10 protein-coding genes and 4 pseudogenes are annotated in these 19143 nt (G+C 70.9%); 12 read left to right on the top strand and 2 right to left on the bottom strand.

All coding sequences use genetic code 11. From position 1 onward, the window contains the following. The first annotated feature begins 10 nt into the window (after positions 1-10). From ACRQ5B_RS01000 to ACRQ5B_RS00965, 8 genes and pseudogenes are all read left to right on the top strand, one after another. Complete coding sequence (locus ACRQ5B_RS01000) at positions 11-715, top strand: hypothetical protein (protein ID WP_400159372.1); 705 nt, start codon at positions 11-13, stop codon at positions 713-715. After that, positions 712-5168, top strand: a pseudogene (locus ACRQ5B_RS00995) (FtsK/SpoIIIE domain-containing protein). Before ACRQ5B_RS01000 ends, ACRQ5B_RS00995 begins: the two are co-directional and overlap by 4 nt. A 67-nt stretch (positions 5169-5235) precedes the next feature. Beyond that, entirely contained in the window at positions 5236-6537 is a 1302-nt protein-coding gene (locus ACRQ5B_RS00990) for an LssY C-terminal domain-containing protein (RefSeq protein ID WP_432396057.1), read from the top strand. Positions 6538-6624: 87 nt separating this feature from the next. Further along, positions 6625-6891 carry a hypothetical protein gene (locus ACRQ5B_RS00985; protein ID WP_290257160.1) on the top strand — a complete coding sequence of 89 codons (267 nt, stop codon included), beginning with the start codon at positions 6625-6627 and terminating at the stop codon, positions 6889-6891. Between the two features lie 67 nt (positions 6892-6958). Continuing rightward, on the top strand, positions 6959-9385 hold the full coding sequence (gene ligA, locus ACRQ5B_RS00980) for an NAD-dependent DNA ligase LigA (RefSeq protein ID WP_432396054.1): 2427 nt from the start codon (positions 6959-6961) through the stop codon (positions 9383-9385). After that, a pseudogene (locus ACRQ5B_RS00975) lies at positions 9382-10211 on the top strand (inositol monophosphatase family protein). Before ligA ends, ACRQ5B_RS00975 begins: the two are co-directional and overlap by 4 nt. A gap of 65 nt (positions 10212-10276) precedes the next feature. Further along, positions 10277-10780: a GNAT family N-acetyltransferase gene (locus tag ACRQ5B_RS00970; protein ID WP_432396051.1), complete on the top strand. Its 504-nt coding sequence runs from the start codon at positions 10277-10279 to the stop codon at positions 10778-10780. A gap of 27 nt (positions 10781-10807) precedes the next feature. Next, positions 10808-11329 carry a hypothetical protein gene (locus ACRQ5B_RS00965; protein WP_432396048.1) on the top strand — a complete coding sequence of 174 codons (522 nt, stop codon included), beginning with the start codon at positions 10808-10810 and terminating at the stop codon, positions 11327-11329. Here ACRQ5B_RS00965 and ACRQ5B_RS00960 read toward each other — a convergent pair. Together ACRQ5B_RS00960 and ACRQ5B_RS00955 are read right to left on the bottom strand one after the other, a co-directional pair. Beyond that, on the bottom strand, positions 11319-11984 hold the full coding sequence (locus ACRQ5B_RS00960; RefSeq protein ID WP_432396045.1) for a response regulator: 666 nt from the start codon (positions 11982-11984) through the stop codon (positions 11319-11321). The genes ACRQ5B_RS00965 and ACRQ5B_RS00960 overlap by 11 nt on opposite strands. Next, positions 11977-13713, bottom strand: a complete 1737-nt coding sequence (locus tag ACRQ5B_RS00955) for an ATP-binding protein (RefSeq protein WP_432396044.1) — start codon at positions 13711-13713, stop codon at positions 11977-11979. The genes ACRQ5B_RS00960 and ACRQ5B_RS00955 overlap by 8 nt, the downstream gene beginning before the upstream one ends. 180 nt (positions 13714-13893) lie before the next feature. Here ACRQ5B_RS00955 and ACRQ5B_RS00950 point away from each other — a divergent pair. From ACRQ5B_RS00950 to gatB, 4 genes and pseudogenes are all read left to right on the top strand, one after another. Further along, positions 13894-15365 (top strand): annotated as a pseudogene (locus tag ACRQ5B_RS00950) (CitMHS family transporter). Positions 15366-15749: 384 nt separating this feature from the next. Next, positions 15750-16046 (top strand): Asp-tRNA(Asn)/Glu-tRNA(Gln) amidotransferase subunit GatC, encoded by a 297-nt coding sequence (gene gatC, locus ACRQ5B_RS00945; protein WP_011691167.1) that lies wholly within the window; start codon positions 15750-15752, stop codon positions 16044-16046. A 3-nt stretch (positions 16047-16049) separates the two neighbouring features. Continuing rightward, complete coding sequence (gene gatA / locus ACRQ5B_RS00940) at positions 16050-17633, top strand: Asp-tRNA(Asn)/Glu-tRNA(Gln) amidotransferase subunit GatA (protein ID WP_432396041.1); 1584 nt, start codon at positions 16050-16052, stop codon at positions 17631-17633. Then, a pseudogene (gatB, locus tag ACRQ5B_RS00935) lies at positions 17633-19137 on the top strand (Asp-tRNA(Asn)/Glu-tRNA(Gln) amidotransferase subunit GatB). Before gatA ends, gatB begins: the two are co-directional and overlap by 1 nt. Positions 19138-19143 lie beyond the last annotated feature (6 nt).

Below are 19143 nucleotides of genomic sequence, written 5' to 3'. Positions count from 1 at the left end.
GAGAAGCATCATGGGGGACCTAGCGATCGATTTCTGCGGCGAATGGCACGAACCATCCGACGAGGACATCTTCAGCATCGGACGCGAGGGCGACCTGGAAGTCGATGACAACCCGTACCTGCACCGGCAGTTCCTGCAGATCGCCCGCTATGACGGCATCTGGTGGCTCAGCAACGTCGGCAGCATGCTCTGCGCCACCATTGCCGACGCCTCCGGCGGCATGCAGGCCTGGCTGGCCCCCGGCGCCCGGATCCCGCTGGTCTTCAGCCACACCAACGTCATCTTCACCGCCGGCCCCACCACCTACGAGTTCGCCGTGCACCTGCGCACCCCGTCCTTCCGGCAGGAATCCCGCGGCGAGGACAGCGGCGGCGACACCACCATCGGGCCCGTGGTCTTCACCGACTCGCAGAAGGCCCTGATCGTCGCCCTCGCCGAGCCCATGCTCCGCCGCGAGGGCACCGGCTTCAGCGCCATCCCCTCCTCCGCGGAGGCGGCCAAGACCCTGGGCTGGACCCTGACCCGATTCAACAGAAAGCTGGACAACGTGTGCGACAAACTTGACCGGGTGGGAGTCGCCGGACTGCGCGGCGGCGGCGGCAAGCTCGCCACCAACCGCCGGGCCCGGCTCGTCGAGCACGCCGTCACCTCGCACCTGGTCACCCCCGCGGACCTGGTGCTGCTGGAGACCCAGCGCGGAAGCGGGGACGCATGAGGATCCGACTGACCCTGCGGCGCGACCCCGCCGAGGCCAAGGACCTGGCGGTCACCGTCGACGGCCTCGCCACCGTGGCGGACATCGCCACCGAACTCTGGGCCGCCGACCCTGCCCGGCGCGGCACCCCCGCGCCGGCGAATCTCTCGCTCCGGATCGAGGAGGCCTTCGCCGCCGGCGGCTCCACCGGCACTGTCCTGAACCGGGAAGACGGCCTGCTCGAATCCGGGCTCCGGCCCGGCTCGATCATCTCCCTCACCCAGGTCAGCGAGCAGTTCGCCGTCCCCGGGGCGAACCGGGGGCCCGCCGCGGCGACCCTGCGGATCCTCTCCGGGCCCGACGTCGGCCGCGAATTCCCGCTGCCCTCGGGCACCAGCTACGTAGGCCGGGACCGCGACGTCGACATCCGGCTCACAGACCCGCTGACCTCCAAGCGGCACGCCCGGATCACCGTGGGCGAGAGCATCGAGATCGTGGACACAAACTCCGCCAACGGCCTGCTGATGGACGGGCTGCCGGTCACCCGCGCCACCCTGACCTCCTCGGACACCGTGACCCTGGGCGACACCACGGTCTCGGTGGTCTCGCTCGGCGGCAGCCAGGGAGCCGCGCCGAGCTCCCCGCTGATCGACTTCAACCGCTCGCCCCGCGTCGTGCCCCGGTTCGAACCGCGCAAGCGCACCGTGCCGTCCGGGCCCACCCGCCAGGAACGCCAGCCCTTCCCGTACATCATGCTGATCGCCCCGCTGATGATGGGCGCCGTGGTCTTCGCGGTCACGCAGAACATGATGTCCGTGATCTTCATGTTGATGATGCCGCTGTTCGTCGTGGGCCACTACATGGACCAGAAGATGCAGTCCCGGCGCGAACGCAAGGAACAGCTCAAGTCCTTCCGTGCCGCCATGGCCGCATTCCAGGCCGACATCACCGGGCTGCAAAAGGTGGAACGGGCCGTCCGGCTGCAGGAGGCTCCCTCCGTCAGCGACACCGTGGACTCGATCTACAAGCTGGGGCCGCTGCTGTGGACCCACCGCCCCGAACACACCGGCTTCCTGGGCCTGCGCTTTGGCCTGGGCACCGCCCCGTCCCGGATCCAGTTCGAGGAACCGCAGAACAACGAGACCGACCCCGAGTTCATGGCCGAGATCCAGGAGTGCCTGCACCGGTTCGCCGAGGTCGAGGGCGTGCCGATCGTCTCGCAGCTGCGCACCGCCGGCTCCTTCGGCCTGGCCGGCGCCCGCGGCCTGGTGGACGACGTCGCCCGCGGCATGGTGCTGCAGCTGGTGGGCCTGCACTCGCCGGCCGAGGTGGTCCTCACCGCGATCACCTCCGCCCACTCCCGGGACCGCTGGGACTGGCTGCAGTGGCTCCCGCACGCCGGCTCCGGCCACAGCCCGCTCGCCGGGGACCACCTGGCCGCCGGTCCGGCCGGCGGCACCGCCCTGCTGTCCCGGCTCGAGGACCTGATCGACCAGCGCGAGGCCGCCTCCCGCGAACCCGCCCCGTCGCTGCGCCCCGGCTTCACCGACCGGCCCGGCGAAACCGCCGCGGAGGTCCCCGCCCCGCAGCTGCCCACCGTGCTGCTGGTGGTGGAGGACGACGCCCCGGTGGACCGCGGCCGGCTCACCCGCGTCCTGGAGCGCGGCCCCGACGCCGGCGTGCACGTGATCTGGGTGGCCGCCTCGGTGGAACAGCTCCCCGCCGCGTGCCGGGATTTCATGGCAGTCGACGGCGAACACGGCACCACCACCGGCCAGGTCCGCCTGGGCCGGCACACCTTCCCGGTCTCCTGCGAGAGCCTCGACGCCGGCCTCGCCGCGCAGCTGGCCCGCATGCTGGCCCCCGTCGTCGACGTCGGCAAGCCGCTCGAAGACGACTCCGACCTGCCCCGCGCCGTCTCCTACGCCACCCTGATCGGCAAGGACTTCCTGGACAACCCGCAGGCGGTCGCGGACCGCTGGAGCGAGAACAACTCCGTGCACGCCTCCGCCTCGCCCAACCGCAAGGACAACGGCTCGCTCCGCGCCCTGGTGGGCTCCAAGGGGATCGAACCGCTCTACCTCGACCTTAAAAACGAGGGCCCGCACGCGCTGGTGGGCGGCACCACCGGCGCCGGCAAGTCCGAGTTCCTGCAGTCCTGGGTGATGGGCATGGCCGCCGCGTACAGCCCGGACCGGGTCAGCTTCCTGTTCGTGGACTACAAGGGCGGCGCCGCGTTCGCCGACTGCCTGCAGCTGCCGCACACCGTGGGCCTGGTCACCGATTTGTCCCCGCACCTGGTCCGCCGCGCCCTGACCTCGCTCCGGGCCGAGCTGCACCACCGCGAGAAGCTGCTGAACCGCAAGAAGGCCAAGGACCTGCTGGAACTCCAGCGACGGGCCGACCCGGAGGCGCCGCCGTACCTGATCATCATCGTGGACGAATTCGCCGCCCTCGCCACCGAGGTTCCCGAATTCGTCGACGGCGTCGTGGACGTCGCCGCCCGCGGCCGCTCCCTGGGCCTGCACCTGATCCTCGCCACCCAGCGCCCCGCCGGCGTGATCAAGGAGAGCCTGCGCGCCAACACCAACCTGCGCGTGGCGTTGCGGATGGCGGACGAGGACGACGCCGTCGACATCCTCGGCGTCCCCACCGCCGCCTACTTCGATCCCTCCATCCCGGGCCGCGGCGCGGTCAAGACCGGTCCCGGCCGGATCCAGGGCTTCCAGACCGGCTACGCCGGCGGCTGGACCACGGAGAGGCCGCAGCGGCCCCGGATCGACGTCGTGGAGATGGCGTTCGGCTCCGGTCCGGCCTGGGCCGCCCCGGCCGAGGCGGACCCGGCGGCCGAGCAGCCCGCTGGCCCGAACGACATCGCCCGGATGACGCAGAATATCCTGCGCGCCGCGGACGTGCTCGCCATCGACCCGCCCTGCAAGCCGTGGCTGGACGAGCTGGCCACCACCTACGACTTCTCCCTGCTGCCGAACCCGCGCACCGACGAGCGGCTGCTCCTGGGTGTGGCGGACGACCCCGCGCACCAGGACCAGCCCACCGTGTTCTACGAACCGGACCGGGACGGGAACATGGCCATCTACGGCACCGGCGGCTCCGGCAAGTCCGCGGCGCTGCGCGGTATCGCGATCGCCGCGGCCGTCACCCGCGCGGCGGCCCGGTGAACGTCTACGGCATCGACTGTGGCTCCGCCGGACTGCGGATGCTCGACGAGCTGCCGCACGTGGGCGAGGTGATCGACGGCGACGACGTCGAACGCGTCGGCCGCCTGCTGCGCTGGCTCCGCGACCTGGCCGACGACCGGGCCGCCCGCTTCGCCGAGGTCCGCGCCAGCACGATCGTCGAATACCGCCGGCTCTCCGGGATGGCGGACGAGAAGCGCATCTTCATCCTGGTGGACGGCATCTCCGCGTTCCGGGAGACCTTCGAGTACAGCAAGCTCTCCGGCCTCTGGGACATCTTCCTGCAGCTGGCCACCGACGGCCGGCCGCTGGGCATCCACCTGGTGGTCACCGGCGACCGGCCCAACGCCGTCCCCGCCTCCCTGCTGGCCTCCATCCAGCGCCGGCTGGTGCTGCGGCTGTCCTCCGAGGAGGACTACCTCTCCATGGACGTCCCCCGCGATGTCCTGGGCGCCGGCAGCCCGCCCGGCCGCGGCCTGCTCGGCGGCCTCGAGGTGCAGCTGGCCGTCCTCGGCGGCAACTCCAACCTGGCCGTCCAGGCCCGCGAGGTGCACAAGCTCCGGGAGGCGATGCTGCGCCAAGGCGTCGAACGCGCCCCGCAGATCGAGCGCCTGCCCGACTCGGTGGACCTGGACCTGCTACCCGCCGGCAGCCCGGACCTGCCCGTGATCGGCGTCGACGACGAGACCCTGCAGCCGGCCGAAATCCTGGCCAAGGGCCCGCTGCTGCTGGCCGGCCCTCCGGGGTCCGGCCGCACCGTGGCCCTGGTGACCCTGGCCCACGCCCTGCGCCGTTCCAACCCGGGCGTGGAGCTGATCTATCTGGGCTCCCGGCGCTCCGCGGCCGCGTCGCTGAAGCTCTGGGACCGGTCCGTGGTGGGCGCCGACGACGTCGACGAGGTGATTGACGAACTGGTCGACTACAGCACCGGCACCCCCGGCAAGCTGGCGATCTTCATCGAGGGCCTCACCGAGTTCACCGACACTCTGGCCGAATCCGGACTGGCCCGGCTGGTGACCGCCTCGATCAAGGCCGAGCAGTGGGTGGTGGGCGAATCCGAAACCTCCACCTGGTCCTCCGCCTGGTCCCTGGCCCAGCCGTTCAAGTCCGGCCGCCGGGGCCTGCTGCTCAACCCCGGAGACATCGAGGGCGACAGCCTGCTCAACACCTCCCTGGGCCGGGTCAGCGGGGACTTCATCCCGGGCCGCGGCTACATCGTGGGCCGCGGCAAGGTCCGCAAGCTCCAGGTCGCCCTGCCGCCGGAAAACCGGGCCTAGCAGCTACCTCCGGGTTTTCGCCCTACCGCCGGGGACGCAGTGGTGTCCCCGGCGGTAGGGTGTGGGCATGACCCGGGTAAGGAATCGGGCGGTGGCCGCGCGGAGGGTGGCCCCAGACAGCGACACGGCACTGGACAACGCCCTCTTCGTCTTCAGCGGTGTGGCCGCCCTGTGGCTCGCAAGCATCCTGTTTGAGGCGAGCCTGGACTGGAGCCGGGCCTGGTTCGCCGTCGTCTTTTGGGCCGCGCTCGCGTACCTGGTGCTGCCCCGGCTGCACCGGATCCTCACCCGCATCTACCTGCCCGACTACTTCATCGGCCGCGCCCGGACCAGCGACGGCCTGCTGTGGGACCCGGTGAACCTGGCGCTGCTCGGCTCGCCGGGGCAGGTCCACACCGCCATGCGCCGGGCCGGCTGGACCCTGGCCGACCCCGTCGACCTGGTCAGCAGCCGGCGCATCATCACCGCCACCCTCACCCGCCGCAGCTACGACGAGGCGCCGGTCAGCCCGCTGTTCCTCTTCGGCCGGCAGCAGGACTTCGCCTACCAGCAGGAGGTGGACGGCAACCCCGGCAAGCGGCACCACATCCGGTTCTGGCGCTGCCCGCCCGGCTGGGTCCTGCCCGGCGGCGCCGCCGTGGACTGGGTGGCCGCCGGCACCTACGACCGCTCCGTCGGCCTGTCCCTCTTCACCCTGCAGGTCACCCACAAAATCGAGGAGGACATCGACCGGGAACGGGACTTCGTCCTGGCCAGCCTGCGTGCCGCCGACCCGGCCGTCGGGGTGCGGATCCTGCGCGACTTCTCCTCCGGCTACCACTCCCGCAACGGCGGGGGAGACACCATCTCCACCGACGGGCACCTTCCCGTCGTCGACCTCACCGGGGTCACGGCCGACGCCGGGGCGGCGCCGCCGCCCGCCGTGACGGCCGCCCGCCCGCCCGCGCCCACGCTCTTCGGCGTCGGGCTCGCTGCCCTCCGCGGCCTGGCCGCCCTGGCCCTCGCGGCCCTGATGGCTGCCTCGGACCCGGGTTCGCTGCCGCTGGCGGACCGCGCCGGGGAACAGTTGCCGGTGGTCGTGGCGGTGATCGCCGTGTTCGGCGTGGCCGAGCTGGCGCTGGGCTGGTTCGTGCTCCGCGGCGGCAACCGCGCCCGCGTGGCCACCATGCTGCTGAGCGCCCTGGCCATCACCGCCCAGGCCGTCGACGTGCTCACCGGCGGACCCGCCGTGACCTTCCAGACCAACCTGGTGGGCCTATCCCTGGACATCCTGCTGATCATCGCCCTCACCAGCCGGCGCTCCCTCACCTACGCCCGGAGGGCCCATGGGCAGGGGTCCCCATCGACGCTGGCGGAGGCGGCAGGGTAGGTTCTTGGCATAGGAACTTCCGGATCAGCCGGGGGCCGCTGGGGACGCCGAGAGGTTCGGGTCCGACGATCTAAGGAGATTTTTCGCATGGCTATTTGGGGTGCAGATGTTGATCAGCTGAAGGCGCTGGGGTCCAAGCTGCAGGCCGGGTCGCAGGAAATCGATAACCAGAAGTCGATGCTGACCAAGGTCCTGGCCGGCACGCAGTGGATGGGTCCGGACGCGGAGAAGTTCCGCAGCGAGTGGAACGGCGAGCACGTCGCGGCCCTGACCCGCGTGTCCCAGGCGCTGCAGCAGGCCGGCCAGCAGGCGGTCCGCAACGCCACCGAGCAGCAGAGCGCCTCCGCCCGCTAACAGCTCTTGCGGGTACAGCCCGCGAAGGAACCACCGTCAGGCCCGGACGCACCCGCGTCCGGGCCTGATGCGTCCCTCCGCCGGACGGCTTTTCCGGGGCCCGACAATTTTTCCAGGCCGCCACAATGTCGGTGTTCTAAGGCAGGATAGGTCTGTGAGCACAGCGAAGACCGCAGCAGACAGCGAATCCACGGCCACCGCCCCCGGCAGCGACGGTGGCGCCGTCCCGTCCGAGGCCATCCGCGAGGAGTACGAGCAGCTGGTCGAGGAGGTCCGCAAGCACCGCTTCGCGTACTACCAGGAGGACGCCCCGGTCATCTCCGACGCCGAGTTCGACGACCTCTACCGGCGGCTGGAGACGCTCGAGGCCACCCACCCCGAGCTGGTCGCCAACGACTCGCCCACCCAGGAGGTGGGCGGCGAGGTCTCCGCCGCGTTCACCGCCGTCGAACACCTCACCCGGATGTACAGCCTCGAGGACGTCTTCTCGGTCGAGGAGGTGGAGGCCTGGATCGCGAAGGCGGAGGCCGGCATCGCCAAAATCGGCAACGGCGGCACCCCGCCGCAGTGGCTTACCGAACTCAAGATCGACGGCCTGGCCGTCAACCTGCTCTACCGCGACGGGGTCCTGGTCCGCGCCGCCACCCGCGGCGACGGCACCACCGGTGAGGACATCACCCACAACGTCCTGACCATCAAGGAAATCCCGCAGCGGCTCAGCGGCACGGACTTCCCGGCCGAGATGGAGATCCGCGGCGAGGTGTTCATCCCGTCCAAGGATTTCGCCGCCTTCAACGAGGCCCTGATCAACGAGGGCAAGGCCCCGCTGGCCAACCCGCGCAACGCCGCCGCCGGGTCGCTGCGGCAAAAGGACCCGGCCGAGACCGCCAAGCGGCCGCTGAAAATGTACGTCCACGGCATCGGCGCCCGCGAGGGCCTGCAGACCCGGAGCCAGTCAGACACCTACCGCCAGCTCGCCGACTGGGGCCTGCCCACCAGCCCCTACTTCGAGGTCCTGCCCGGCCTGGCCGAGGTGCTGGACTTCATCAAACGCTACGGGGACAAGCGGCACAGCCTCAGCCACGAGATCGACGGCATCGTCGTCAAGGTCGACGACCTCGCCACCCAGCGGGCGCTGGGCTACACCAGCCGCGTGCCCCGCTGGGCGGTGGCGTACAAGTACCCGCCCGAAGAGGTCAACACCAAGCTGCTGGACATCGCCGTCAACGTCGGCCGCACCGGCCGGGTCACCCCGTTCGGCATCATGGAGCCGGTCAAGGTCGCCGGCTCCACCGTCAGCATGGCCACCCTGCACAACCAGGACGTAGTCAAGGCCAAGGGCGTCAAGATCGGCGACATCGTGGTGCTCCGCAAGGCCGGGGACGTGATACCGGAGATCGTCGGCCCGGTCCTGGCGCTCCGGGACCAGCAGGACCCGCCGGTCCGGGACTTCGTCATGCCCACCGAATGCCCGTCCTGCGGCACCCCGCTGGCCCCGGGCAAGGAGGGCGACGTGGATATCCGCTGCCCCAACGCCAGATCCTGCCCCTCGCAGCTGCGGGAGCGCGTCTTCCACGTGGCCAGCCGCGGCGCCTTCGACATCGAGGCGCTCGGTTGGGAAGCCGCCGTTGCCCTCACCCAGCCCACCGAGCCCGAGACCCCGCCGCTGACCAGCGAGGCGGCCCTGTTCCGCCTCACCCCCGAGGACCTCGCGGACGTCCGGATCCGGCGCGAGAAGCGCAGCAAGGGCGTGGGCACCGGCGAGTACGAACTGGTCCCGTACTTCTACACCAAGGGCACGGCCAAGAACCCGTCCAAGCCCACGGCCAGCACGGTCAAGCTGTTCGCCGAGCTGGAGAAGGCCAAGTCCCAGCCGCTCTGGCGCGTGCTGGTGGCCCTCTCCATCCGGCACGTGGGCCCCCGCGCCTCCCGTGCGCTGGCCACCGCCTTCGGCAGCATGGCCGCGATCCGGCAGGCCTCCGAGGAGGAGCTTGCCGGGGTGGACGGCGTGGGCCCGGTGATCGCCGTGGCGCTGAAGGAATGGTTCGCCGAGGACTGGCACCGCGAGATCGTGGACAGCTGGGCCGCCGACGGCGTGCGGATGGAGGACGAGGTCGACGACTCCACCCCGCGCACCCTGGAAGGCCTGACCGTGGTGGTCACCGGCAGCCTGGAGGGTTTCAGCCGGGACGAGGCGAAGGAAGCCATCCTGATCCGCGGCGGCAAGGCCGCCGGTTCGGTCTCGAAGAACACCGACTACGTGGTGGCCGGGGAGAACGCGGGCACCAAGCTGGACAAGGCCGAGCAGCTGGGCCTGCCGGTGCTGGACGAGGACGGCTTCCGGGCACTGCTGGCCGAGGGACCGGCAGGCGTGGGCGGCGGGAACGGCGAGGAAGCAGGCGACGGCGCTGCCGACGAGGCTGTTGCGGAGGCTGACGCCGCGGACGGTGCGGCGGCGTCCGCCGTCGTCGATGCCGGGGCCGACGCCGAATGAGCGGGACGGACGCGGCCTTCCCCGCCCCTGAGGCGTTCCTCGCCCTGGCCCGGGAGGCGGCCGCCGCCGGCGCCGCCGTGCTGGCCGGCCGCAGCTCGGCCGACCTGGGCGTCAGCAACAAGGGCGACGCGGGGGATTGGGTCACGGACTTCGACCTCGCCGCCGAGGCCGCGGTCCGGGGCGTCATCACCGGCGCCCGGCCCACGGACACCATCACCGGCGAGGAGGGGGGCACCGTGCTGCCCGCCGACTCCAGCGGCTACCGCTGGTCCGTCGATCCGCTGGACGGCACCACGAACTTCATCCGCAACATCGTCTATTACGCCACGTCGGTGGCGGTCGCCGGGCCCGACGGCGCCTGGCTGGCCGGCGTCGTCCACGCCCCGGCATTGGGCCGGGTCTACTACGCCTCCCGCGGCCAGGGCGCCTGGCTCGAGGAAAACGGCCGCCGGACCGCGCTCAACGGACCCGTCCAGGGCAGGACCGGCCAGATCCTGGCCACCGGCTTCAGCTACGACCCGGCGGTCCGCGCCGAGCAGGCCGCGGGCCTGGCGCACCTGATGGGCGGCTTCGCGGACGTCCGCCGGCTGGGCTCCGCCGCGCTGGACCTCTGCCTGGTGGCCGACGGGACCCACGACGCCTACGGCGAACGGGGCCTGAACGAGCACGATTCGCCGCCGGCGCCCTGATCGCGGAGGAGGCCGGCTGCTGGGTCCGCCGGCCGCGGCTAACCAGCGTGCTGAACGGCGGGCCCTCGGACGAGGAACGCCTGGGCGCCTGGACCTGCGCCGGGCCGCTGGAGCTCTCCGGGACCTTCCCTCTCTGATACCCTCAGTCACGGAAAGGGGCGTTTGGCCGGGCGGCCCGCACGGCTGCCCGTACCATTGACAGGTGCCTTCGCAGATCCTTATCCGGCCCGCCGTCCCGGCCGACTTCGACGCCGTCGCCCGCATCACCACCGACGCCTACCTCGCCGCCGGGTACTTCGACGACGCCGACCACCCCTACATGCGCCAGATCCGGAAAGTCGCCGAGCGCAACGACAACGCCGTCATCTGGGTGGCCGAACGCGCCGGCGAGGTCATCGGCTCCGTCACCCTGGCCGTCGCGGGGGAGCCGTACGCGGACATCGCCCTGCCCGACGAACTGGAATTCCGGATGCTGGTGGTGGACCCGGCCGTGCAGCGCAGCGGCGCCGGCAAGGCCATGGTCGACGCCATCATCAACCACGCCCGGACCCTGCCCGGCGTCACCGGCGTAGCCCTCACCACCGGCCTGACCTGGGAAAGCGCCCACGGCCTCTACCAAAAGACCGGCTTCCAGCGGGTTCCGGAGCGGGACTGGTTCGTCCCGGACACCCAGATCAAGCTGCTGGTCTACCGCCTCGACCTCTGACGGCTGCCCTCGGGTAGGGTGGCCAGCATGGCACCCCGCATCCCCGAGACCATCGACCGGAAGCTCCTCGGCATCTACCTCTCGGACCACCTCACCGGCTCCACGGCCGGGCTGGGCCGGCTGGAACGGATGGCGAAGGACTTCACCGACACCCCGTTCCGGACCGAGCTCGCCCGACTGGTGGACGAGGTCAGCCGCGAGCGGGAGCTGCTCCGGAACCTCATCCACGAGCTCGGCGTCCCGCAGCGCCCGCACAGACAGGCCGCCGCCTGGCTGGCCGAACACGCCGGCCGGCTGAAGCTCAACGGCCGGATCGTGGGCCGCTCCCCAATGACCCTGGTGCTCGAGTCCGAACTCATGCGCGCGGCCGTCCTGGGAAAGATCGGCGGCTGGCAGACCATCCTGGAACACGCCGCCGACCTCGGCCTCGACCCTGCCACCTACGAGCGGCTGATCGAGGACGGCCACGCCCAAATGGAGATCCTGGGCCGCATCCACGAACACGCGAGGAAGAATGCCTTCCGGGCCGGCGGCAGCATCAGCGGCTGACGGCCACCCCGTACCGGTGCTCCGGGCGGCCCGTGCTGCCGTACCGGAGCTGGATCTCGACGGCGCCGTCGTCCGCCAGTGAGGACAGGTACCGCTGCGCCGTGGCCCGGGAGACGCCCACCCGCATGGCCACCTCCGCCGCCGAATACTGCTCGCCGGGCTCGAGGGATTCCAACACGGCGGCCTCCGTCGCGGAGCGCGGCCGGGCCGAGGCGGTGACGTCGCCGGGCATGAGAGCCCGTTTCGCCCGCTCCACGGTTTCCTGCGTCACGGCGCCCGGCTGGGTGAGGATCCGGCGGTACCGGGCGTAGGAGCGCAGCTGCTGGGAGAGCGACTCGGACGTGAACGGCTTGAGCAGGTAGCCCAGCGCCCCGCGCCGGAACGCCACCCGAAGCGAGGCGGTGTCCGCGGCGGCGGTCAGCATGATCGTGTCCACATCCAACTGGTGCAGCAGGTCCAGGCCGGAGGCGTCCGGGAGATAAACATCCAGCAGCACCAGGTCCGGGCGGAGGCTGTGGATGGCCTGCAGCGCCTGGGCCGCGGAACCGGCCGGCGGCAGGGCCAGGAAGCCCGCCACGGAATCGACGTAGGCGGCGTGCAGCTTCGCGACGTGGAAGTCGTCGTCGACGATCAGGACGCGGAAGTCCTCAGGCATCGTCCCCTCCTTCGGGGTTCGGGGTCATGGCGGTGGTGCCGGGCAGGGTGGCGAGGAAGACGGCGCCCGGGCCGCCCGGGCTGCCGCGGTCCAACACGGTGACGTCCCCGCCGCGGCGGCGGGCCAGCTGCCGGGCCAGGGCGAGTCCCAGCCCCTGGCCGGCACCGGCGCGTGCCGGGCTCCGGGCGGTGGTGAAGCCCTCGGCGAAGACCCCGTCCGGGCCGGCATCGGACCCGGCGTCGGACCCGGGGAGCCCGTCGCCGGAGTCGGCCACGATGATATGCAGGGTTCCGGCGGTGCCGTCCGCATCCGGGGCGTCCAGCACCTCCACCTCCACCCAGCGGTCCGGGCCGGACCCGGCGACGGCGGCGTTCACGGCGTTGTCGATCAGGTTTCCCAGCACGGTGGTGACGTCCTGTGGCTCCACCACCTGGCCGCGGACCAGGGTCTCTGGGCCGAGGCGCAGACTAACCCCGCGCTCGTCCGCCTCCACGCCCTTGGCGCCCAGGAAGGCCTGCAGGTAGGGGTCCTGCAGCAGCTCGGCCTGGTCCACCGGGAACTTCAACGGGCCGGTGGCGGCCAGCCGGGCCAGGTAGTCGCGGGCCTGCTGGTGCTGGCCGATGCTCATGAACCCGGCGATGGTGTGCAGCTGGTTGGCGAACTCGTGCCGCTGTGCCCGGAGCGCGGTGGAAAGCGTGCCCACGGCGTCCAGCTGCCGGGTCAGGTGCTGGAGCTCGGTGCGGTCCCGCAGCATGACCACCCAGCCGAGGTCCTCGCGCCCGTGCAGGGCCTTGCGGGCGCTGGCCACGAGGGACCGGCCGCCGGCCACCACCTCGACGGCGTCCGCCTCGGCCGCGTCCGCGCGGGTCAAGGCGTGCAACGCAGCGGGGACGGGGGCTTCCACCCAGGCGCTGCCGGCCAGGTCCGGCTGGTCCAGCATCCGCCGGGCCGCCGCGTTGAACACGCTGATCCGGCCGTCGGCGGAGATGCCGATCACGCCGTCGTCCACGCCCTGCAGCACCGCCACCTGGTCGTGGACCAGGGTGCTGATTTCCTCCGGCTCCAGGCCCAGGGTCAGGCGGCGCAGCCGGTGGCGCAGCAGGAAGGAGGCCAGAACGCCGGCCAGCAGGGCGCCGGCGGCGGTGAGGAGGATCGGGGCGATGTCCCGGCCCAGGCTCTGGCCGATCGATTCGGTGGAGTAGCCCACGCTGACCTCGCCCACCACTTGGCCCGTCGGCGCCCCGGCGCCGGGAGCGTAGACGGGGACCTTGGCGCCGGCGGAGGGGCCCAGGGTGCCGGTGTTCCGGGTGGTGACCTCCTTGCCGGAGAGCGCCTCGGACGGGTCGGTGCTGACCCGCTCGCCCAGCCGGTCGGCGTCGGGGTGGGCCAGCCGGAGCCCGGTCTCGTCGGTGATGACCACGAAGAGCGCCCCGGTCCGGGCGCGGGCGCCCTCCGCAGCGGCCATCAGCGGCCCGGTGAGCAGTTCGGCAGGCGGCGGGGTGCCTGCCTGGGCGCTGATCTGCTGCACCTCGGAGCGGACGCCGGGGTCGGAGGCGACCGTGCGGGCCAGGGTCAGGGCCTGGTTCTCGGCCTCGCGGCCCAGCCGGTCGTAGGTGAGCCAGGCGTGGACGGCGCCGCTGAGCAGCACCACCAGCGCCACGACGGCGAGCTGCAGCAGCAGCGTCTGCGTGCTGAAGCGCAGGGGAGTGCGGCCCGTGAGGGGTCCCATGGCGGCCTCCTGGGGCGGTCCGGCGTCGTCGATCGGGTGGTGAGCAAAATGAGCACAATGCGTCCAACAAGCAGTATGCCAATCAAATGAGGCAAAGGCATCACCGTGACGCACGCCACCCTAACGTCTGTAGTGCGCATCACAGCGGAGTGGTGCGGACCACTGAAGAAGGAGCCGGCTGTGCTGGTAATACTCGGATTCGCCATGATCGCGGTGTTCATGGTGCTGATCATGACGAAGAAGCTGACGCCGGTGCTGGCGCTGATCATCGTCCCCACCGTTTTTGGACTCTTTGCCGGCGCGGGCCTGGGCATCGGTCCCATGGTGCTCGACTCGATGAAGTCGATGACCTCCACCGCCGCGCTGTTGATGTTCGCCATCATCTACTTCGGCCTGATGATCGACGTCGGGCTCTTCGACCCGCTGGTGCGGTTCATCCTGCGCAAGCTCGGCAATGACCCCGCCAAGGTGGTCCTGGGCACCGCGATCCTCGCCGCGGCCGTCTCGCTCGACGGCGACGGTTCCACCACCTTCATCCTCACCACCGCCGCGATGCTGCCGGTGTACCTGCGGCTGAAGATGAGCCCGGTGGTCCTCACCTGCGTGGCCGGCCTGGCCAACGGCACCATGAACATCCTGCCCTGGGGCGGTCCCACCGCCCGCGCCGCCACCGCGCTGAAGCTCGACGTCAACGACGTGTTCGTCCCGATGATCCCCTCCCTCGTGGTCGGCCTGGCCGTGGTCATGGTCTTCGCCTGGCTGCTGGGCCTGCAGGAACGCAACCGCCTCCGCGCCACCGCCCCGGAGATCTGGGCCGAGGGCGTTGAGTTCGGCGGAACGGCCGACGGCGGCACGGGCACCGGCGGCACGGGCATCTCCGGCCGCCGCGCCGGCCGCAACGGCACCCCGCCGGCGGCGCTCCCGCCCCCGCCGGCGGCTCCGGCGTCGCCGTCCTGGAACGCACCGAGGACCTCGTGGACGATCGGGACTCCGCCATGGCGGACACCGCCCTGGACCCGAACCGCGCCACCCTGCGGCCGAAGCTGTTCTGGTTCAACCTGGCACTGACCGTGGCCGTCATGGTGACCCTCGTGGCCAACATCATGCCCCTGCCCTTCGTCTTCATGGTCGGCTCCGCCGTCGCCCTGCTGGTCAACTTCCCGAAGATCAAGGAGCAGAGCGCGCAGCTGATCGCCCACGCACCCTCGATCGTCGCCGTCGTCAGCATGGTCATGGCCGCCGCGGTCCTCACCGGCGTCCTCAACGGCACCGGCATGGTCAAGGCCATGTCCGAGTGGCTGGTGCAGATCATCCCGTCCGACATGGGTCCGCTGATGGCCGTCATCACCGGCGTCCTGAGCATCCCGATGACGTTCTTCATGAGCAACGACGCCTTCTACTTCGGCGTCCTCCCGGTCCTCAGCGAAACCGCCGCCCACTACGGCGTCGGCGCCGCGGACATGGCCCGCGCCTCCATCACAGGCCAGCCCTTCCACCTGCAGAGCCCCCTGGTCCCGGCCATCCTCCTGCTGGTCTCCCTGGCCAAGGTGGACCTGGGCGACCACCACAAGAAGGTCCTCTGGCGCACCGCCGTCATCTCCCTGGTCATGCTCGGAGTAGGCATGGCCACCGGAGCCATCGGCATCGGCTAAAACTCTCCGCGGCATCACGCGGACAAGATAGAAAAACAGGAGGAGGCAGGGGCGGAAGATTTTCCGCCCCTGCCTCCCTTGTGTGCTGCAACGACCAAACGAGCCAGCAAAAGCACGCCATCGAAAGGCACCCAGCGCACACCGTTGGGGGGACGGACATCCGGAAGCGTGCGTCTAAGCGAGGGCCCACGCCGTCAGGGTTCCCTGCCCGAGCTTGCGAGGGGAGGGGACGGCGGGGAGAACGAGCGAGCACGCGGAGGATCGTCCGGCCTGCCGCCGGAAGGCGGCAGGTGCGCCGACGGCTGAGGCGGCAGAGGACGGGGACAGTACGCGGGGCCACGTAGACTGGGACGGAAAATAATCCGAACCTTGCAGGGGAGATCCATGGCTGCGATCAACCGCGACGACGTCGCGCATCTCGCGCGTCTCGCGCACATCGAGATGAGTGCTGAAGAGCTGGACAGGATGGCCGGCGAGCTCGCCGTCATCGTCGAATCGGTCAAGTCCGTCAGTGAAGCCGCCGGGGACGACGTCCCCGCAACGTCCCACCCGATCCCGTTGACCAACGTGTTCCGCGAGGACGTCGTCGGCCACACGTTCACGGCCGAGCAGTCGCTCTCCGGCGCCCCCGACGCGTACGAGGGCCGCTTCAAGGTCCCGGCCATCCTGGATGAGGACTAAGACATGACTGACACCAACGAACTGATCCGCCTCTCCGCCGCCGCGCTCGCCGAGAAGCTGGCCGCCCGCGAGGTCACCGCCGTCGAGGTCACCCAGGCCTACCTGGACCGCATCGCCGCCGTCGACGGCCAGGTCAACGCGTACCTGCACGTCAACGCCGAGGAAGCCCTCGCCGTCGCCGCCGAGGTGGACGCCATCCGCGCCGCCGGCGGCGCCGAAGCCGAGGCCCTGCACGTCCTCGCCGGTGTCCCGATCGCCGTCAAGGACCTGATCGTCACCGTCGGCCAGCCCACCACGGCCGGCTCGAAGATCCTCGAGGGCTGGCACAGCCCCTACGACGCCACCGTCGTCGAGCGCCTGCGCGCGGCCAAGATGCCGATCCTGGGCAAGACCAACCTGGACGAATTCGCCATGGGTTCCTCCACCGAGCACTCCGCCTACGGACCCACCCGCAACCCGTGGGACCTGGACCGCATCCCCGGCGGTTCCGGCGGCGGGTCCGCCGCGGCCGTGGCCGCCTTCGAGGCCCCGCTGGCCCTCGGCACGGACACCGGCGGCTCCATCCGCCAGCCCGGCGCCGTCACCGGCACCGTCGGCGTCAAGCCCACCTACGGCGGCGTCTCCCGCTACGGTGCCATCGCCATGGCCTCCTCGCTGGACCAGATCGGCCCGGTCTCCCGCACCGTGCTGGACTCCGCGCTGCTGCACCAGGTGATCGGCGGGCACGACCCGCGCGACTCCACCTCGCTGCCGGACCCGCTGGAGGACCTGGTGGCCGCCGCGCGCACCGGCAACGTCGAGGGCATGAAGATCGGCATCATCAAGGAACTCCACGGCGAGGGATACCAGGCCGGCGTCGAGAACCGCTTCAACGAGGCGCTCGAGCTGCTTAAGGGCGCGGGTGCCGAGATCGTCGAGGTCTCCTGCCCGAACTTCAAGTACGCCCTGGGCGCCTACTACCTGATCATGCCCTCGGAGGCCTCCTCCAACCTGGCCAAGTTCGACGGCGTCCGGTTCGGCCTGCGGGTGCTGCCCGAAGAGGGTCCGCTGACGATCGAACGCGTCATGGGCGCCACCCGCGCCGCCGGCTTCGGCGACGAGGTCAAGCGCCGCATCATCCTGGGCACCTACGCCCTGAGCGCCGGCTACTACGACGCCTACTACGGCTCGGCCCAGAAGGTGCGCACCCTGATCCAGCGCGACTTCGACGCCGCGTTTGCCCAGGCCGACGTGCTGATCTCCCCGACGGCGCCCACCACGGCGTTCAAGCTCGGCGAGAAGCTCGACGACCCGCTGGCGATGTACCTCAACGACGTCGCCACCATCCCGGCGAACATGGCCGGCGTCCCCGGCCTGTCCCTGCCCGGCGGCCTGGCGGACGAGGACGGCCTGCCCGTCGGCGTCCAGCTGCTGGCCCCGGCCCGGCAGGACGCCCGGCTCTACCGCGTGGGCGCCGTGCTCGAGTCGCTGCTCGAGGAACAGTGGGGCGGACCCCTGCTGGCGAAGGCCCCCGACCTGACCGATGCTTCTTCTTCGGCTGATTCTTCTGCGGCTGGCGCCGCCTTGAGCCACGGAGGTTCACACTAATGACTGACGCAACCCTCAGCTTCGAAGAGGCGATGGAGAAGTACGACCCCGTCCTCGGCTTCGAGGTCCACGTCGAACTGAACACCAAGACCAAGATGTTCTCCTCCGCGCCGAACGTCTTCGGCGACGAGCCGAACACCAACGTCAACGAGGTGGACCTGGGCCTGCCCGGCGTCCTGCCGGTGGTGAACAAGACCGCGATCGAGTCCTCGATCAAGATCGGCCTGGCGCTGAACTGCAAAATCGCAGAGACCTGCCGCTTCGCCCGGAAGAACTACTTCTACCCGGACACCCCGAAGAACTTCCAGACATCCCAGTACGACGAGCCCATCGCATACGACGGCTACCTGGACATCGAGCTCTCCGACGGCACCGTCTTCCGCGTCGAGATCGAACGCGCCCACATGGAGGAGGACGCCGGCAAACTGACCCACATGGGCGGCGCCGCCGGACGCATCCAGGGCGCGGACTACTCCCTCGTGGATTACAACCGCTCCGGCGTGCCGCTGGTGGAGATCGTCACCAAGCCAATCGAGGGCGCCGGCAGCCGCGCCCCGAACTGGCCAAGGCCTACGTCGCCGCGATCCGCGAGATCGTCAAGAACCTCGGCGTCTCTGACGCGAAGATGGAACGCGGCAACGTCCGCTGCGACGCCAACGTCTCGCTCCGGCCGCACGGCCGTGAACGCTTCGGCATCCGCTCCGAGACCAAGAACGTGAACTCGCTGCGCGCCGTCGAACACGCCGTCCGCTACGAGATCCAGCGGCACGCCGCCGTCCTGGATTCGGGTGAACCGGTCATCCAGGAGACCCGGCACTGGCACGAGGACACCCGCTCCACCACCTCGGGCCGGCCCAAGTCCGATGCGGACGACTACCGCTACTTCCCGGAACCGGACCTGGTGCCGGTCGTGGCCTCCCGCGAATGGGTCGAGGAGCTCCGGGCCACCCTGCCCGAGCCGCCGGCCGCCCGCCGCAAGCGCCTGCAGGCCGACTGGGGCTACTCCGACCTGGAGTTCCGCGACGTCGTCAACGCCGGCGTCATGGACGAGATTGAGGAAACCATCGCCGCCGGCGCCACCCCCACGGTGGCCCGCAAGTGGTGGATGGGCGAAATCGTCGGCCGCGCCAAGAACGCCGACGTCGACCCCGGCCAGCTGGGCGTTAACCCGGCCACCATCGTGGAACTGAACACCATGGTGGAAGCCGGCAAGATCAACAACAAGATGGCCTCCGAGGTCCTCGACGGCGTCCTCGCCGGCGAAGGCACCCCGGCGGAAATCGTCGAGAAGCGCGGCCTCGCCGTGGTCTCCGACGACGGCCCGCTGCTCGAAGCCATCGACGCTGCCCTCGCCGCGCAGCCGGACGTCGCGGACAAGATCCGCGGCGGCAAGGTCCAGGCGATCGGCGCGATCGTCGGCGGCGTCATGAAGGCCACCCGCGGCCAGGCCGACGCCGGCCGTGTCCGGGAGCTGATCCTGGAACGCCTCGGCGTCGAAGGCTAGGCCCTA

Origin of the sequence: Pseudarthrobacter sp. L19 (assembly GCF_050859435.1) — a bacterium.
Taxonomy (GTDB): Bacteria; Actinomycetota; Actinomycetes; order Actinomycetales; family Micrococcaceae; genus Arthrobacter.
Note: the sequence above shows the minus strand (reverse complement) of the source record. Positions and strands in the feature narration are given on the sequence as shown.

What these genes read in the sequence shown, in the direction of transcription:
- ACRQ5B_RS00955 (WP_432396044.1), bottom strand. Translation starts at nt 13,713, where the DNA reads ATGGGACCCCTCACGGGCCGCACTCCCCTGCGCTTCAGCACGCAGACG.
- gatC (WP_011691167.1), top strand. Translation starts at nt 15,750, where the DNA reads ATGGCTGCGATCAACCGCGACGACGTCGCGCATCTCGCGCGTCTCGCG.
- gatA (WP_432396041.1), top strand. Translation starts at nt 16,050, where the DNA reads ATGACTGACACCAACGAACTGATCCGCCTCTCCGCCGCCGCGCTCGCC.
- ACRQ5B_RS00965 (WP_432396048.1), top strand. Translation starts at nt 10,808, where the DNA reads ATGGCACCCCGCATCCCCGAGACCATCGACCGGAAGCTCCTCGGCATC.
- ACRQ5B_RS00985 (WP_290257160.1), top strand. Translation starts at nt 6,625, where the DNA reads ATGGCTATTTGGGGTGCAGATGTTGATCAGCTGAAGGCGCTGGGGTCC.
- ligA (WP_432396054.1), top strand. Translation starts at nt 6,959, where the DNA reads ATGCGTCCCTCCGCCGGACGGCTTTTCCGGGGCCCGACAATTTTTCCA.
- ACRQ5B_RS00990 (WP_432396057.1), top strand. Translation starts at nt 5,236, where the DNA reads ATGACCCGGGTAAGGAATCGGGCGGTGGCCGCGCGGAGGGTGGCCCCA.
- ACRQ5B_RS00960 (WP_432396045.1), bottom strand. Translation starts at nt 11,984, where the DNA reads ATGCCTGAGGACTTCCGCGTCCTGATCGTCGACGACGACTTCCACGTC.
- ACRQ5B_RS01000 (WP_400159372.1), top strand. Translation starts at nt 11, where the DNA reads ATGGGGGACCTAGCGATCGATTTCTGCGGCGAATGGCACGAACCATCC.